This is a genomic window from Microbacterium sp. Mcb102, assembly GCF_024519805.1.
Classification (GTDB): Bacteria; Actinomycetota; Actinomycetes; order Actinomycetales; family Microbacteriaceae; genus Microbacterium.
On sequence record NZ_JALJRG010000006.1, the window covers coordinates 205452 to 221229 of the forward strand.

Below are 15778 nucleotides of genomic sequence, written 5' to 3' on the forward strand. Positions count from 1 at the left end.
CCGCACGTCAGTGTGCTCGAAAAAACGCCCCCGCCCACCGATCGTAACGGGTGAGCGGGGGCGTCGAGTTCCGAGGGGTCAGGCGGTCCCGAGGTGCTGCTGACGCGCTGCGACGGCCTCCCGGATGGCGGGGAACAGCGGATGCTCGGGATCCAGGCCCGTGGTGCGGGAGGTGAACGCGGCGGGCTCCTCCATGCGCAGCAGCTCCTGCATCTCGACCGACTGCTCGTCGGCCGGATCGTCGAACTCCAGTGCTGCCGACACGGCCGCCACGAGAGCCACGATCGGCAGGCCGCGCTCCGCAGCCATCGCCGCGGGTCCCACGAAGCGCTCGTGCCGCGAGATCTTGCGCAGCGGCTGCCTTCCCACGCGCTGCACCGTGTCGACGAGTGCGGGATTGCGGAACCGCTCGAGGATCGTGGCGCGGTACGCCGCGAGGTCGGCCGGATCCAGCCCGTGCTCGGCGACCAGCACGGCCGACGTCTCCTCCAGCGCGGCCGACACGCTCGCCGCGATGGTGGGATCGGCCAGCGCGTCCGAGATGCGGTCGATCCCGGCGCGGGCCCCGAAATACGCGGTGGCGGCGTGCCCCGTGTTCACCGTGAAGAGCTTGCGCTCGATGTACGGCGCCAGGTCGTCCACGAAGTGCGCGCCGGGGATGGTCGGCAGCGTGCCGCCGAACGGACCCGATTCGATCGCCCACTCGTAGTACGGCTCGACCGTGACGTCGACGCCGCCGTCTGCGGGCTGTGCCGGCACGATGCGGTCGACCGCGGTGTTCGCGAAGACCGCGCGGGCCAGCAGCGTCTCGGCATCCGCCCCTGCCGCCGTCGCGATCTCGTGGCGGAGCAGATCGGTGGCGCCGATCGCGTTCTCGCAAGCCATGACCTGCAGAGGCGCGGAATCGGGGGAACGAAGGGCGAGTCCGGCCACGATCGACGGCGCCACGAACCGCAGCACCGTCGGTCCGACCGCGGTCGTGACGACATCGGCCGTCGCGACCTCCTCCGCCACGGCGGCGGGATCGGTGCGGCTGTTGACGGCTCGGAAACCGGTGACGACATGGTCGGTCCCTCCGGGGCCGGCCTCGTGCACGGTGTACGAGTCGACCGCGTTGATCGCGTCCACCAGAGCATCGGCGACGTCGGAGAACACGACCTCGTATCCGCCCTGGCGGAGCAGCAGCCCGACGAAACCGCGCCCGATGTTGCCCGCCCCGAAGTGGACCGCCTTCATCCCTCGTTCACCTCCGAGAGGAGGGCGTAGAGCTCCTCCGGGGTCTGTGCTGCGGAGAGCCGGGCCACGTCGTCCTCCTCGGAGAACAGGATCGCGATCCGGGAGAGGATCTCCAGGTGCTCGTCACCGATCCCGGCGATGCCGATCACGAAGGTCGCGGGATCGCCTGCCCAGTCCACACCGCCGTCGTAGCGGACGACCGACAGGGCCGAGGCGAGGATGGCGTCCTTCGCGTCGTTGGTGCCGTGCGGAATCGCCAGGCCGTTGCCCATGAAGGTCGAGACCGTCTCCTCGCGCTGCCGCATCGCGTCGACGTAGGTGGGGGTCACGGCTCCGGCGGTGACGAGGATGTCCGTGGCCTCCTGGAGCGCCTCGTCCCGCGTCGCCCCGCCGGGGTGGATGCGGACCTGCTCGGGGGTGAGAACGCTCATTCTGTGTCCTTTCGCTGTGCCCGCACCATCTCGACGACCTCTTCGTAGCGGGGCGAGTTCATGAAGTTGTCCACCGACACATGGACCGAGTTCGGCGACTTCGCCGTGGCGCGCTCGGTGAGCTGCTGCTGCGTGATCACCACGTCGGCCGTTCCGTCGAGGTTCGCGATGGCCTGGTTGGTGACGTTCACGTCCTCGATGCCGGCCTTCTTGAGCTTGTTGCGGAGGACGCTGGCGCCCATCGCCGATGAGCCCATACCGGCGTCGCACGCGAACACGATCCGCTCGATCGGTGCGGCGGCGACGGCGGTCGCGCTCGGCACCGCATCCGTCGCAGCGGGCGCGGCCGATGCCGTCGAGGTTCGCAGCGCATCCATCGCCGCGGACGACTTGCCCTTGTTCGCCTCGGTCTGTGCGATCGCGTCGCCGAAGGTGTCGCCCTCGGCCTCGAGGTCGCGCTTGTGGGAGGCCCGCAGGAACGCGGCTGTGAGCAGGAAGGTCACGGTCGCGGCCAGCACGACCGACAGGTAGACCACCAGCAGGTTCGCGAATCCGCCCGCAGCCGGTGCGACGGCCGCGGCGGTGACCGCGATGATGCTGCCCGGCGCCGCGGGGAAGGCGAGTCCGCCGTTCAGCAGCATGTTCGTCGTCACGCCGGTGGCCCCACCCGCGATGAGCGCGATGATGGTGATCGGCTTGCTCAGCGCATACGGGAAGTAGATCTCGTGGATGCCGCCGAAGAACTGGATGATCGCCGCTCCCGGAGCGGACGCCTTCGCCGCACCGACGCCGAAGAAGCTGAACGCCAGCAGCAGTCCGATGCCGGGGCCGGGGTTCGCCTCGATGAGGAACAGGATCGACTTGCCGGTCTCCTCGACCTGCTGGAGACCGAGGGGGGTGAACACTCCGTGGTTGATGGCGTTGTTGAGGAACAGCACCTTGGCCGGCTCGACGACGACCGAGAGCAGCGGCAGCAGCTGAGCGTCGACGAGCCAATCGACGACCTTGCCCAGGAAGGTGCTCACACCGAGGATCACCGGACCGAACACGAAGAAGCCGATGATCGCGAGCAGCATTCCGAGGATGCCGGCGGAGAAGTTGTTCACCAGCATCTCGAAGCCCGGGCGGATCTTCCCTTCCCACAGCTTGTCCATCTGCTTGGTGATCCAGGCCGCGAGCGGGCCCATGATCATGGCGCCGAGGAACATCGGGATGTTGGTGCCGACGATCACGCCCATCGTGGCGATGACGGCGACCACGCCGCCGCGCTCGCCGTAGATCATGCGTCCGCCGGTGTTGGCGATCAGCAGGGGCAGCAGGTACGTGACCATCGGCCCGACCAGGCCCACGTACTGCGGGAAGGTGGCGCCGTCCTCGGTCTGTGCCAGGGTCGTCATCGCACCCTCCCAGCCGACGAGATCGGCGTTGCCGAAGCCGCCGAGCAGGTCGGAGACCGGGTGCCACCACCCGAGCCAGCCGACGGCGATGAAGAGCATCGTGATGAAGCCCCAGGCGATGAAGGCCGCGATGTTCGGCATGATCATGCCGGAGAGGAAGGTGCCGAAACGCTGCACTCCTACGCGGAGGCCACCGGGTTTGGTGGCGGCAGGTGACGTCGTCGTCATGATGTCGTCTCTTTCTTGTGAAGGGGGAGTTCCGCGGCGAGCATCGCCACGGCGGTTCGGGCGGAGGAGGCATCGTCGGCGGCCAGGGCGGCCTCGGCGAGGCTCCGCGCCTCGGACGGGGTGCGTTCGGAGAGCGCGTGTCGCACATCGGCCAGCGCTGGGGGCGCCATCGAGAGACTCGTGGCGCCGAGACCGACCAGCACGACGGCGAGGAGCGGATCGGCGGCGGCCTCGCCGCAGATGCCGATCGGCTTGCCCAGGCGGGCACCGGCATCGCCGACCTCGCGCACCAGGCGGAGCACGGCCGGATGCCAGGGGTCCTGGAAACCGGCGACCGAGCCGAGCATCCGGTCGGCCGCCATGGTGTACTGCGTGAGGTCGTTCGTGCCGATCGAGGCGAAGTCGGCATGCGCGAGCACCCGGTCGGCGAGCAGGGCGCTCGCCGGGATCTCGACCATGACGCCCGCGGTCTGCAGCCCGTACTCGCGGGCGAGACCGGTGAAGTAGATGGTCTCCTCGACGGTGGCCACCATCGGAGCCATCACCCAGAGATCGGCCTCGGTCTCGGCGTCGGCTTCGGCCAGCGCCGTCAGTTGCTCGCGCAGGATGTCTTCGCTCGCGCGCAGCGCCCGAAGACCCCGCAGCCCCAGCGCCGGGTTCTCCTCGTGCGCGTCGTTGAGGAATGCCAGCGGCTTGTCGGCGCCGGCATCGAGCATCCGGACCACGACCTTCTTGCCGGGAAAGGCCGCCAACAGTTCGCGGTACGACTCGCGTTGCTGGGCGATGGTCGGCGCCTGTGCCGAGGAGAGGAACAGGAACTCGGTGCGGAACAGCCCGACGCCCTCGGCCCCCCGAACGACCGCATCGGCCGCATCTGCGGGCTTCCCCAGGTTCGCGAGCAGCGCGACAGGTGTGCCGTCGGCGAGGGCGCCGGGAGTGGGAGGAGCGGTGTCGGCCGACTGGCGGGCGGCGGCGCGCTGAGCTGCGCGGTCCTTCTCGTCCTCCGTCGGCTCGCGGGTGACCACGCCGCTGGCGGCATCGACGATCACCGTCTCGCCCGTGACGAGCTGCGTGCCGACTCCGACGCCGACGATCGCGACGATGCCCTTCTCCCTCGCGAGGATCGCGGTGTGGGAGGTCGGCCCGCCGTCGGTCGTGATCAGGGCGAGCACCTGATCCAGGTCCAGGAGTGCGGTGTCGGCCGGGGCGAGGTCGCGGGCGACCAGGACGAACGGGTGTCCCGGGTTCGGGACGCCGGGCGCATCGACGCCGCGCAGGTGCGCCAGGACGCGCTGCGCGATGTCGTCGAGATCGGCGGCGCGCTCGCCGAGGTACCCTCCGACGGCCTCGAGTGTGGCGCGGAAGCCTGCGAACGCATCGTGTACCGCCCATTCGGCGGTCGCCCCGGCGTCGATCCGCTCGTCGACCTCCTCCTGGAGCGTCGGATCCTCGGCGATCATCGCCTGCGCTTCCAACACATCCTGTGCGGCACCGCCTGCCGCCTCACCGCGCTCGTTCAGTTCGCGGGCGACCGTCGCGACCGCCTCGCGTACTCGCGCGCGTTCGGTTTCGGCGCCCACCGTGCTCGGGGTGTTCTCCGGAGCCGGCATCGCCTCGGCCATGCGGACGACCGGTCCCTGGGCCACACCCAGACCGATGCCCACCCCGCGCAGCTCGCTCATCCGGCGGCGTCCTGGTCATGGTCGGTGGTGAGGAGCTCGGTGAGCGTGTCCAGCACGCCTTCGGCCCCGTCGCCGTCGGCCGTCAGGGTCACGTAGTCGCCGTACTCGATCGCGAGCGAGATCACGCCGAGGATGCTGGCGGCGTTGACCGGCTTGCCCGAGTCCTTCGCGATCGTCACGGCGAGGCGCGAGTCCTTGGCCGCCTGCGCGAAGAGCTTCGCGGGGCGGGCGTGCAGTCCGTGGGAGGAGCCGATCCGTACGGTGCGGGTGGCGGTCATGATGTTCCTTTCGGGGTGTCGCCGGCGGCGGCGAGGATCGATCGGGCGAAGTCGAGGGTGCGGGATCCGTCACGGTCGGAGAAGACGTCATCAGGAAGCACGGCGACGGGCGCTTCCACGCTGCGGCGTATCGCCTCGAGCCGGTCACCGAGATGCGGACCGACGAGGACGAGGTCGTGGTCGGAGCCGGCGACGGAACTCTCGGTGCCCGCCACGGCATCCCAGCCGAGACCGGCCGCTGTCGCGGCAGTGCGGAGCCGCAGCGCGACGAACGTGCTCGACGCGCCGGCGCCGCACACCACGAGGATCCTCATCGATTCCCACCTTCCTGAGAACAGTCTGGGAACCAGGAGGGGTGCCGCACCAACAGGTTCCTTTCCGCCCGGGCGGAACCCCGGTTTCCGCCCGGGGATGCCGGCATGCTGACATCATGGAGACCACGTCGAGACAGTGCGGTCACCAAGCGGGAAGGGGAGGATCATGTCGCGCCAGCGCCAGGACCAGCTCCTCACCGCTCTGCTGCGCCAGGAGGGGTGGGCGACGGCGGCCAGCCTCGCCGATCTGCTCGGCGTCACGCCCCGCAGCATCCGGTCGTACGTGGCAGCGCTGAACGCACGGACCCCGGGGGCCGGCGTGATCGAATCCGGCCCGGCCGGGTATCGCGCAGGATCCGGTGCCCGTGGTGCGCTCCGGATGCGCCAGACCGGCGAGTCCGCGCCCCGCGATCGTCTGCACACGCTGGTGCGGCTGCTGCTCGACGAGCCCGCCGGGATCGACGTGTTCGACACGGCTGACGAGCTGCACGTGAGTGAGGCGACTCTCGAGGCGGACCTGGTCAGGGTGCGCAGTCTGCTCGACGGCACCGAACTCGCGCTCGAGCGCGACCGCGAGAGGGTGCGACTGCGAGGGAACGAAGCCGCCCAGCGGCGCCTGCTCAGCAGACTCGCGCACGACGAGATGGATGACGCCTCCTTCCATCCGGAGACCTTCCGGCGTGCCCTGTCGAGGTCTGCGGTGGCCGCCAGCGCGGTCGGTCCGTTCAAGACGTCACTGGTGCGGGAACTCGGCGAGCTCGGCTACTACGTGAACGAGCTCGCGATCGCCGACGTGCTGCTGCACATCGCGATCGCCGCCGAGCGGGTGGCCGCGGGGTACGCCCTCGAGTCGTCGCCGGCGGGTGCCCGGGAGGAGATCCCGCGGGTGGGTGCCGTCATCGCCCGGCTCGCCGCCGAGCACTTCGACGTGGTCCTCGGCGACGGCGACAGCGGTCACCTCGCCTCCCTGGTCCTGACCCGGATCGTCGCGCCGGGGGAGGACGCGACGAGAGAGGTCGCGCGCAGCGGTGTGGACCCGGCCGTCGAAGCCGCGGTCCGGGCGGAGATCGCCCGCGCCGCCGAAGACTTCCAGGTCGATCTCGTGGACGAGACCTTCGTCCTCCGACTCGCCCTGCACGTGCAGAACCTGCTGCGGCGGGCCGAGGAGAGCGCACTGACGCGCAACCCGCTCACCCGCTCGCTCAAGACGACGTATCCGATGATCTTCGAGGTGGCGGTCTCGATTGCGAGCGGGCTCCACGACCGCGTCGGCACACCCATCCACGACGATGAGATCGCCTACATCGCCATGCACGTCGGCGGGCGACTCGAGCGCAGTCGCAAGGCGGAGTCGATCCTGACGGCCACGATCGTCTGCCCCGGCTACCAGGAGCTGCACGAGCTGCTGCGCTCGAGCGTCGACCGCTCACTCGGCTCGGCGATCGAGGTCACGACCGTCGTCACCAACGTCGATCCCGACTGGACCTCCTTCGACACCGATCTCGTCCTGAGCACGATCGAACCGGGGGATGCGGGCGACCGATTCGTCCGCATCCAGCCGTTCCTGACGGACGCCGACGTCGACCGCATCCAGCAGGCCGCCGCCCGCGTCCGACGCGGGCGACGCCTCACCCGCCTACGCGGCGAACTCGCGCGCTACTTCCTGGCCGACGCCTACGTCTTCCCGTTGCCGGATGAGGGGGAGGAGGCGATCATCAGGCGTCTCGGTGGTCTCCTGGTGCGGGCGGGACTGATCGGCGAGGACTACGTCGAGAACACGATCGTGCGCGAGCGGATGTCGTCGACCGCCTTCACGGATGCGCTCGCGGTGCCGCACGCGCTGCAGATGACGGCGACCCGCACGGCCATCGCGATCGGTGTGGCGGACGGCTCGGACGCGTGGGGCGGCGGACGCGTGCAGGTCGTCGCGCTCGCCGCGTTCAGCGAGAGCGATCGGGCGGCGTTCCAGACGGTTTTCGAGCAGCTGGTCGAGGTGTTCAGCGAGCGCGAGAGCGTGCAGCGCATCGTCCGCAGGGGCACCACGTTCGAGGCCTTCCTCGACGAGCTCGTCGCGGTGATCGACGGCTGATCCGCGTCTCACGCCCGAGGCGCGAGCACCTCGGCGAGCTGATCCAGCACGTCGTCCGCGGTGTCGGACGCCGCCGTCTCGAGCACGACCGCGTCACCGGACGAGATCCCGAGGTCCATGACCGCCAGCACGCTGCTCAGGTCGACGGTCGTGCCGTCGGCGGTGCGCAGGGTCACCGGGGCTCCGTGCGACTGCGCGAGTCGCACGAGCTCGGCCACCGGCCGGGCGTGCGCGCCGTTGTGCGCGCTGACGATCAGGCGTCGGGTGGGCATGCTCAGGAGCGCTCGTCGAGCAGGGCGCGCACTCCCGCCTCGAGCTCGGCCACGGCACCGCGTGCGGCGTCGGCGGAGTCCGCTCTGGCGTCGATGTAGACCTTGAGCTTCGGTTCGGTGCCGCTCGGCCGGACGATGACACGCGAGCCGTCGCCGAGGCGATACCGCAGCACGTCGCCGGAGGGCTGTCCCGGTGCCGCCTGCAGCAGGTCTTCGGCCGAGGTGATGCTGCGTCCGGCGATCTGGGTCGGCGGCAGCGAGCGCAGCGCGAGCATGACATTGCCGATGACGGCGAGATCCTCGACGCGCACCGAGACCTGGCCGCTGGCGAAGTGCCCGTACGTCTCGCCCAACTCATCGAGCAGATCGACGAGCGTGGCCCCGCGGTCTCGCGCCTCGGCGGCGAGTCCGAGCACGGCGACCGCCGCGGACACTCCGTCCTTGTCGCGCACGGTCTCGGGGTTCACGAGGTACCCGAGCGCCTCCTCGAATCCGAAGACGATGCCGGGGGCGCGGGAGATCCACTTGAATCCGGTCAGGGTCTCGTGGAAGTCGAGTCCGTGGTGCGCGGCGACGGCACCCAGTCCGGGCGACGACACGAGCGAGCAGGCGAGCGAGGCTCCGGGGGTGCCGGCCGCGGCGCGGGCGGCCCTCGCACCGAGCAGAAGTCCCACCTCGTTGCCCGTCAGGCGACGCCAGCCGTCCGCGGCGGAGTCGTCGGGAACAGCGACCGCCAGGCGGTCGGCGTCGGGGTCGTTGGCGAGGATGAAGTCCGCTTTCACACGGCGGGCCCGCGCGAAGGCGAGGTCCATCGCCCCCGGCTCCTCGGGATTCGGGAACGAGACGGTGCGGAAGGTCGCATCGGGCGTGAGCTGCTCGTCGACGACGAACGGCTGGGGGTAGCCGGCTTCCCGGACGATGCGCGACAGTGTCTCCCAGCCCACCCCGTGCATGGCGGTGTAGACCCACCGCATGCCGGAGGATCCGGCGGGTGCGGGAGCGACGGCGGCGGTGGCCGCGATGTAGGCCTCGACGACGTCCTCGCCGGCGGTCTCGTAGGCCGTGGAGCGGGGCAGCGCCGCCACGGAGCCGGTGTCGGCCGTGCGCTGGATGTGCGCGGCGATCTCGGCATCCGCGGGGGAGACGATCTGCGAGCCCTGGTCGGCGCCGCCGAGATACACCTTGTAGCCGTTGTCGTTCGGCGGGTTGTGGCTCGCCGTCACCATGACGCCGGCGTCGGCGCCGAAGTGGCGCACGGCGAAGGCGAGCACGGGGGTCGGCAGCAGGCGGGGCAGCAGGATCGCACGCAGACCGGCACCGGCGAAGAGTTCGGCGGAGTCCGTCGCGAACACCCGGGAGTTCCGGCGGCCGTCGTAGCCGATCACGACGGTCGCGGTGCGCCCTTCCGCCGCCTTCTCGCGCAAGTACGCGGCGAATCCCGCGGCCGCCTGCGCCACGAGGACGCGGTTCATCCGGTTGCTTCCCGCGCCGAGCTCGCCGCGGAGGCCGGCGGTTCCGAACTCGAGGCGCGCGCGGAACCGGTCGTCGAGTTCCGCGACAGCGGCGCCGTCCCCGCCGGAGGCTCGAGTGATCAGACCGGCGAGCTCGTCGCGGGTCTCGTGATCGGGGTCCTGTCGCAGCCAGGCGCGCGCCTGTGCGAGCCGCTCCTCGCTCACAGGGCCTCGACCACCCTGGCCAGGAGCGCCGAGATCACCGGTTCGGCCTCGCGGCCCGCCTCGATCACCTCGGCATGGCTGAGCGGGGTCTGCTGGATCCCGGCAGCCAGGTTCGTGATGAGGGAGAACCCGAGGATCTCCATGCCGGCCTCGCGGGCGGCGATCGCCTCGAGAGCGGTCGACATGCCGACGATGTGTCCACCGATGTGCTTCGCCATCTGCACCTCGGCCGGGGTCTCGTAGTGCGGGCCGCGGAACTGGGTGTACACGCCCTCGTCGAGCATCGGGTCGATGCTGCGCGCGATGTCGCGGAGGCGCTTCGCGTACAGGTCCGTCAGGTCGACGAAGGTCGCTCCCTCGAGCGGGGAGTCGGCGGTGAGGTTGATGTGGTCGCTGATCAGCACCGGCTGGCCGGGCGTCCACGTCTCGCGGATGCCTCCGGCGCCGTTCGTGAGCACCATGATCTTGGCCCCCGTGGCGGCGGCGGTGCGGACGCTGTGCACGACGCGACGGACGCCGTGGGCCTCGTAGTAGTGGGTGCGGGCGCCGATGACGAGGACGTTCTTGCCCCCGGGCGTGCGGATGCTGCGGAGCGTGCCGACGTGTCCCTCCAGCGCGGGCTTCGAGAACCCGGTCACCTCGGTGGCGGGGATCGTCGCGACGGTCTCGCCGATGATGTCGGCGGCCTTGCCCCAGCCGCTGCCGAGGGTGAGGGCGATGTCGTGATTCTCGACTCCGGTCAGACGCGCGATGTCGGCGGCGGCCTGGGCGGCGACCTCGAACGGGTTCGCGGTCGGGTCATCGAGAGGATTGCTGTGCGTTTCGGGCATGGATCCACTCTAGGAAGGTGCAGGCTCCGGGGCCAGGATTGCGGAAGAATGGGTTGCATGTCTTCCACCACTTTCGAGCGCACTCAGCGCGTCGCCGTCCTCGGCGGCGGTCCCGGCGGTTACGAGGCGGCTCTCGCGGCCGCTCAGCTCGGGGCGGAGGTGACCCTGGTCGAGCGGGTGGGAGTCGGCGGATCGGCCGTCCTCACCGACGTCGTGCCCTCCAAGAGCCTGATCGCGACGGCTGATGCCGCGGTGGCCATCTCCGAGGCGAGCGACCTCGGGGTGAACTTCTACGCGAAGGGGGAGAACGGCAAGCCGCTCAAGCCCGAGATCGCGATCAACCTCGCCGCCGTCAACAAGCGTCTCATCGCGCTCGCCGGGCAGCAGTCCGAGGACATGCGGGCGACTCTGCTCGAAGCCGGCGTCCGGATCCTCTCCGGGCACGGGCGCCTCGAGGGTCCCACCGCGATCGTGGTGTCGACGGGCGAGAAGGGCACCGACTTCGACCGCGTCGAGGCCGACACCATCGTCGTGGCCGTGGGGGCGTCGCCCCGTGAGCTCGATTCCGCGAAGCCCGACGGCAAGCGCATCCTCACGTGGACGCAGCTGTACGACATGAAAGCGCTGCCGGAACACCTCATCGTCGTGGGCTCCGGCGTGACCGGCGCGGAGTTCGCCTCCGCCTACATGAACCTCGGCGCCAAGGTCACGCTCATCTCCAGCCGCGAGCAGGTGCTTCCCGGTGAGGACAAGGATGCAGCGAGCGTCCTGGAGAAGGTGTTCAAGCGCGGCGGGATGCAGGTGCTCTCGAAGTCCCGTGCCGACAAGGTCGAGGCCACGAAGGAGGGCGTGACCGTCACGCTGTCCGACGGTCGCACGGTCGAGGGGAGCCACTGCCTCATGGCGGTGGGCTCGATCCCGAACACCGCGGGGATCGGCCTGGAGGAGGCCGGTGTCGAGCTCGACGACTCGGGTCACGTGCGGGTGAACAAGGTCGCGCGCACCTCGGTGCCCAACGTCTACGCGGTCGGGGACTGCACGAACTTCTTCCCGCTCGCCTCGGTCGCATCCATGCAGGGGCGCACGGCCGTCTTCCACGCGCTCGGTGACATCGTGATCCCGCTGGAACTCATCAAGATCACCTCGAACATCTTCACCGCTCCGGAGATCGCGACGGTCGGATACGGGGTGAAGGACGTCGAGGACGGCGTCGCGGACGGCATGGTCTACAAGCTCCCGCTCGCGGCCAACCCCCGCGCCAAGATGATGGGCATCAAGGACGGCTTCGTCAAGCTCATCGCCCGCAAGGGATCCGGCACCGTCATCGGCGGCGTGATCGTGGCCCCGAAGGCCTCCGAGCTGATCTATCCGATCGCTGTGGCGGTCGAGCGCCGCCTCACGGTCGACCAGGTCTCGCGGGTGTTCGCGGCATACCCGTCGCTCTCGAGCAGCATCACCGATGCCAGCCGGGCGATGCACCTCGTGAACATCTCCTGAGACACCGGACGACGAGAAAGGCGCCCCACCTCGGTGGGGCGCCTTTCTCGTAGGCGGGGGTAGGCGGGGATCAGCTGATCGTGAGCAGCTGGTGTCCGGCGGAGACCGTCAAACCGGCATCCGCGTTGATGTTGCCGATGATGCCGTCCTTGTGCGCCTGCAGCGGCTGCTCCATCTTCATCGCCTCGAGCACGACGACGAGATCGCCCTTGACGACCTGCTGACCGTCTTCGACGGCGATCTTGACGACCGTGGCCTGCATGGGCGACTTCACCGCGTCGCCCGATGCGCCCGCGTTGGCCGTGGTGGCGTGGCTGCGCCGCGACGGCGGCACGACGGCGGGGCGACCCGCGGTGCCCGGAGCGACCGCCACGCGGTCGGGCAGGCTCACCTCGAGGCGCTTGCCGGAGACCTCGACGACGACGGTGTGGCGCGACTCGCCGGCGGCCGGCGACTCGAGCTCGCCGTCCCACGCGGGGATGTCGTTGACGAACTCGGTCTCGATCCAGCGGGTGAAGATGCCGAACTCGCCGTTCTCGGCCGTGAATGCCGGGTCGCGGACGACCTTGCGGTGGAACGGGATGACGGTGGGGAGACCGGCGACCTCGAACTCGTCGAGTGCGCGGCGGGAGCGCTCCAGCGCCTCCGCCCTGTCCTTGCCCGTCACGATGATCTTCGCGAGCAGCGAGTCGAACGCGCCCGAGACCGAGTCGCCGGCGGTGACGCCGGAGTCGAGGCGGATGCCGGGACCCCCGAAGGTCTTGAAGACGTGGATCGGACCGGGCTGGGGGAGGAACCCGCGACCGGGGTCCTCACCGTTGATGCGGAACTCGATGGAGTGGCCCTGCGGCTTCGGGTCTTCGTAGTCGATGGTGCCGCCGGCCGCGATGCGGAACTGCTCGCGCACCAGGTCGATGCCGGTGACCTCTTCGGAGACCGGGTGCTCGACCTGCAGGCGGGTGTTCACCTCGAGGAATGAGACCGTGCCGTCGGCGCCGATCAGGAACTCGCAGGTGCCCGCGCCGACGTATCCGACCTCCTTGAGGATGGCCTTCGACGCCGAGTAGAGCAGGTCGTTCTGCTCCTCGGTCAGGAACGGTGCAGGAGCCTCTTCGACGAGCTTCTGGTGGCGGCGCTGCAGCGAGCAGTCGCGCGTGGAGATGACGACGACGTTGCCCTCGGCATCGGCCAGGCACTGCGTCTCGACGTGGCGCGGCTTGTCGAGGTACTTCTCGACGAAGCACTCGCCGCGACCGAAGGCGGCGACGGCCTCGCGGGTGGCCGACTCGAACAGCTCGGCGACCTCGTCGAGCTCGCGGGCGACCTTGAGGCCACGTCCGCCGCCGCCGTATGCCGCCTTGATGGCGATCGGGAGGCCGAACTCCTTCGCGAAGGCGATGACCTCGTCGGCTCCGGCCACGGGACCGGGGGTTCCGGGCGCGAGGGGAGCACCGACCTTCTCGGCGACGTGACGCGCGGTCACCTTGTCGCCGAGGGCCTCGATCGCCTCGGGCGACGGGCCGATCCAGGTCATCCCCGCGTCGATGATGGCGCGGGCGAACTCGGCGTTCTCGGCGAGGAACCCGTAGCCGGGGTGCACGGCGTCGGCACCGGCGCGGCGGGCGATGGAGAGGATCTTCTCGATCTGCAGGTACGTCTCGGCGCTGGTCGAGCCGCCGAGCGCGTACGCCTCGTCTGCGAGACGGGAGTGCAGGGCATCACGATCCTGGTCGGCGTAGACGGCGACCGACGCGATCCCGGAGTCTCGAGCGGCGCGGATGATGCGTACGGCGATCTCGCCGCGGTTGGCGACGAGCACCTTGGCGATAGCAGGCATGGTTGCCAGCCTAGCGAGAAGGCCCTCGATCCCTTTGACGACTCCCCACAAGAAAGTGGGGGAAACGTGGAGGGGAGTCTACGACCACAGATCCGTCCATCGGACGCCGAGCTCCGCGGCCAGGCGCCGCACGGTCGACAGGGACATGCCCACGACGGTCGAGGGATCGCCGTCGACCCGGGTGATGAAGGCGCCGCCCAGACTGTCCACGGTGAAGGCTCCGGCCACGTGCAGCGGCTCGCCCGAGGCCACGTAGGCCGCGATCTCCGCGTCGCTCACGTCTTCGGCGAAGGTCACCGCCGCCTCGGCGACGGCGGTCGCCTCGACGGGCTCCGCGCCGGGAACGACCCGGAACACCGAGTGCCCGGAGTGCAGGATGCCCGTCGCTCCGCGCATCTCCTCCCACCGCCGGGTGGCCTCCTCCGCGGTGTACGGCTTGCCGTAGACCCGCCCGCCGAGCGCGAACATCGAGTCACCGCCGATCACGAGACCGTCGAACTCGCCCTCCTCTGCGAGACTGCGGGCGACCGCTGCGGCCTTGGCGCGGGCGAGGAGCAGCACCAGCTCGGCGGGGGCGAGCGCGGCGCCGCGTTCGGCCTCGGCGGCTGCGGCGACGGCATCCTCGTCGACATCGGGAGAGAGGGTGAGCGGCTCGATCCCCGCCTGCCTCAGCAGCATCAGTCGGGCGGGAGAGGTGGAGGCGAGGCAGACGCGCATGTCCACCACCGTATCCTCGAAGAATGACTTCCTCCGCAGCCGACGTGCTCGAACTCGACATCACCGGCATCGCACACGGGGGCACCTTCGTCGCCCGCCATGAGGGCCGCGTGGTCTTCGTCTCCGATGCGATCCCCGGGGAGCGCGTGCGGGCCAGGGTGATCGCCCCGCAGGAAGGCGCGGACGCCTCCACCCGCAGCTTCTGGCGGGCCGAGACGATCGAGGTGCTCGACGCCTCGGAGCACCGCCGCCCGCACATCTGGGCCGAGGCCGATCTCTCCCGTGATCCGGACCGCCCGGGCGGAGCCGATCTCGGCCACATCGACCTCGGGCATCAGCGGGTGCTCAAGCGCCAGGTGCTGACGGAGGCGCTCGACCGATTCGCGGGCTCAGGTCTCGTCGCTCCCGAGATCGAGGCCGTCGACTCCGGTGACGGCACCGGCTGGCGCACCCGCGTCACCCTGCACGTCGACGAGTCGGGTGAGGTCGGTCCGTTCGCTGCGCGCAGCCACCGCGTCATCCCCGTCACCCGCTATCCACTCTCGCGTCCCGCCATCGCCGAGGCCGCACTCGCCCTCCACGGCGAGGCGCCGGGACGCATCGAACTCGTCGAACCGGCCGACGGTCGAGTCCGCGTCATCCGACGGGAAGAGACCGAGCGACCGGCGAAGGTCGCTCGCGGCTTCCGTCGCCGCCCGACACCGGAAGTGATCGAGGAGGTCGTCGGCGACCGCCGCTTCCAGGTCGATGCGACGGGCTTCTGGCAGGTGCACCCGCGCGCGGCGTCCGTGCTCGACGCCGCGGTCTACGGCGTGCTCGAGGGACACGTCGACGAGCAGAAGACGCACTACGACCTCTACGGCGGTGTCGGACTCTTCGCTGCGACCCTCGCCGACCTCGGCGGTTCCGACATCGTCACGGTCGAGTCGAGTGCGCGGGCCACCCAGCACGCAGCCGCCAACCTCGCCCCGCTCGATGTGAAGGCCGTGACCGCGCGCGTGGATCGCTTCCTCTCCACGCAGAAGAGCGGTGGGCGCACCGGAGCCGTCATCCTCGACCCGCCGCGTGCCGGGGCAGGGCGCCAGGTCGTCGACGCGGTGCACGCCCTCGCGCCGGAGGCCATCGCGTACGTCGCGTGCGACCCGGTGGCCCTCGCCAGAGACCTCGGGACGTTCCGGACCCTCGGGTGGAAGGTCGACCGGCTGCGCGGCTTCGACCTCTTCCCGCACTCGCACCACTTCGAGGTCGTCGCGCTCCTCACCCGGTGACCGATCCCGGCCGCCGCCGGGTACTC

14 protein-coding genes are annotated in these 15778 nt (G+C 70.3%); 3 read left to right on the forward strand and 11 right to left on the reverse strand.

Features of this window, described 5'->3' with window-relative positions; all coding sequences use genetic code 11:
- Nucleotides 1–78: 78 nt before the first annotated feature.
- The 6 genes from OC372_RS15375 to OC372_RS15400 are packed head-to-tail and all read right to left on the reverse strand — an operon-like array spanning nt 79 to nt 5566.
- Nucleotides 79–1236, reverse strand: coding sequence for a mannitol-1-phosphate 5-dehydrogenase (locus OC372_RS15375; RefSeq protein WP_262002597.1), 1158 nt, complete (start codon nt 1234–1236; stop codon nt 79–81).
- The gene (locus tag OC372_RS15380; protein WP_262002598.1) at nt 1233–1667 is read right to left on the reverse strand and encodes a PTS sugar transporter subunit IIA; all 435 of its coding nucleotides are present in this window, start codon (nt 1665–1667) and stop codon (nt 1233–1235) included. The genes OC372_RS15375 and OC372_RS15380 overlap by 4 nt, the downstream gene beginning before the upstream one ends.
- Nucleotides 1664–3292 carry a PTS mannitol transporter subunit IICB gene (locus OC372_RS15385; RefSeq protein ID WP_105710874.1) on the reverse strand — a complete coding sequence of 543 codons (1629 nt, stop codon included), beginning with the start codon at nt 3290–3292 and terminating at the stop codon, nt 1664–1666. Before OC372_RS15385 ends, OC372_RS15380 begins: the two co-directional genes overlap by 4 nt.
- Nucleotides 3289–4974, reverse strand: coding sequence for a phosphoenolpyruvate--protein phosphotransferase (ptsP, locus tag OC372_RS15390; RefSeq protein ID WP_262002599.1), 1686 nt, complete (start codon nt 4972–4974; stop codon nt 3289–3291). The genes OC372_RS15385 and ptsP overlap by 4 nt, the downstream gene beginning before the upstream one ends.
- Nucleotides 4971–5252, reverse strand: coding sequence for an HPr family phosphocarrier protein (locus tag OC372_RS15395; protein WP_262002600.1), 282 nt, complete (start codon nt 5250–5252; stop codon nt 4971–4973). The genes ptsP and OC372_RS15395 overlap by 4 nt, the downstream gene beginning before the upstream one ends.
- Nucleotides 5249–5566, reverse strand: a complete 318-nt coding sequence (locus OC372_RS15400; RefSeq protein WP_262002601.1) for a PTS sugar transporter subunit IIB — start codon at nt 5564–5566, stop codon at nt 5249–5251. Before OC372_RS15400 ends, OC372_RS15395 begins: the two co-directional genes overlap by 4 nt.
- A 166-nt stretch (nt 5567–5732) precedes the next feature.
- Here OC372_RS15400 and OC372_RS15405 point away from each other — a divergent pair, with 166 nt between their 5' ends.
- Complete coding sequence (locus OC372_RS15405) at nt 5733–7655, forward strand: BglG family transcription antiterminator (RefSeq protein ID WP_262002602.1); 1923 nt, start codon at nt 5733–5735, stop codon at nt 7653–7655.
- A gap of 8 nt (nt 7656–7663) precedes the next feature.
- On the opposite strand, the gene OC372_RS15410 is transcribed toward OC372_RS15405, so the two are convergent.
- The 3 genes from OC372_RS15410 to OC372_RS15420 are packed head-to-tail and all read right to left on the reverse strand — an operon-like array spanning nt 7664 to nt 10433.
- Nucleotides 7664–7927 (reverse strand): HPr family phosphocarrier protein, encoded by a 264-nt coding sequence (locus tag OC372_RS15410; protein ID WP_029262535.1) that lies wholly within the window; start codon nt 7925–7927, stop codon nt 7664–7666.
- 2 nt (nt 7928–7929) lie between these two features.
- Nucleotides 7930–9603 carry a phospho-sugar mutase gene (locus tag OC372_RS15415; RefSeq protein ID WP_262002603.1) on the reverse strand — a complete coding sequence of 558 codons (1674 nt, stop codon included), beginning with the start codon at nt 9601–9603 and terminating at the stop codon, nt 7930–7932.
- The gene (locus OC372_RS15420; RefSeq protein WP_029262533.1) at nt 9600–10433 is read right to left on the reverse strand and encodes a purine-nucleoside phosphorylase; all 834 of its coding nucleotides are present in this window, start codon (nt 10431–10433) and stop codon (nt 9600–9602) included. The genes OC372_RS15415 and OC372_RS15420 overlap by 4 nt, the downstream gene beginning before the upstream one ends.
- 48 nt (nt 10434–10481) lie before the next feature.
- On the opposite strand from OC372_RS15420, the gene OC372_RS15425 reads away from it, so the two are divergent.
- Nucleotides 10482–11930: an NAD(P)H-quinone dehydrogenase gene (locus OC372_RS15425; protein ID WP_029262532.1), complete on the forward strand. Its 1449-nt coding sequence runs from the start codon at nt 10482–10484 to the stop codon at nt 11928–11930.
- A gap of 70 nt (nt 11931–12000) precedes the next feature.
- On the opposite strand, the gene OC372_RS15430 is transcribed toward OC372_RS15425, so the two are convergent.
- Both OC372_RS15430 and OC372_RS15435 read right to left on the reverse strand, forming a co-directional pair.
- Nucleotides 12001–13767, reverse strand: a complete 1767-nt coding sequence (locus OC372_RS15430) for an acetyl/propionyl/methylcrotonyl-CoA carboxylase subunit alpha (protein ID WP_105710870.1) — start codon at nt 13765–13767, stop codon at nt 12001–12003.
- 78 nt (nt 13768–13845) lie between these two features.
- Complete coding sequence (locus OC372_RS15435; protein WP_262002674.1) at nt 13846–14484, reverse strand: Maf family protein; 639 nt, start codon at nt 14482–14484, stop codon at nt 13846–13848.
- 23 nt (nt 14485–14507) lie between these two features.
- Between OC372_RS15435 and OC372_RS15440 the strand changes: the two genes are divergently transcribed.
- Nucleotides 14508–15752 (forward strand): class I SAM-dependent RNA methyltransferase, encoded by a 1245-nt coding sequence (locus OC372_RS15440; RefSeq protein WP_262002604.1) that lies wholly within the window; start codon nt 14508–14510, stop codon nt 15750–15752.
- Nucleotides 15753–15778 lie beyond the last annotated feature (26 nt).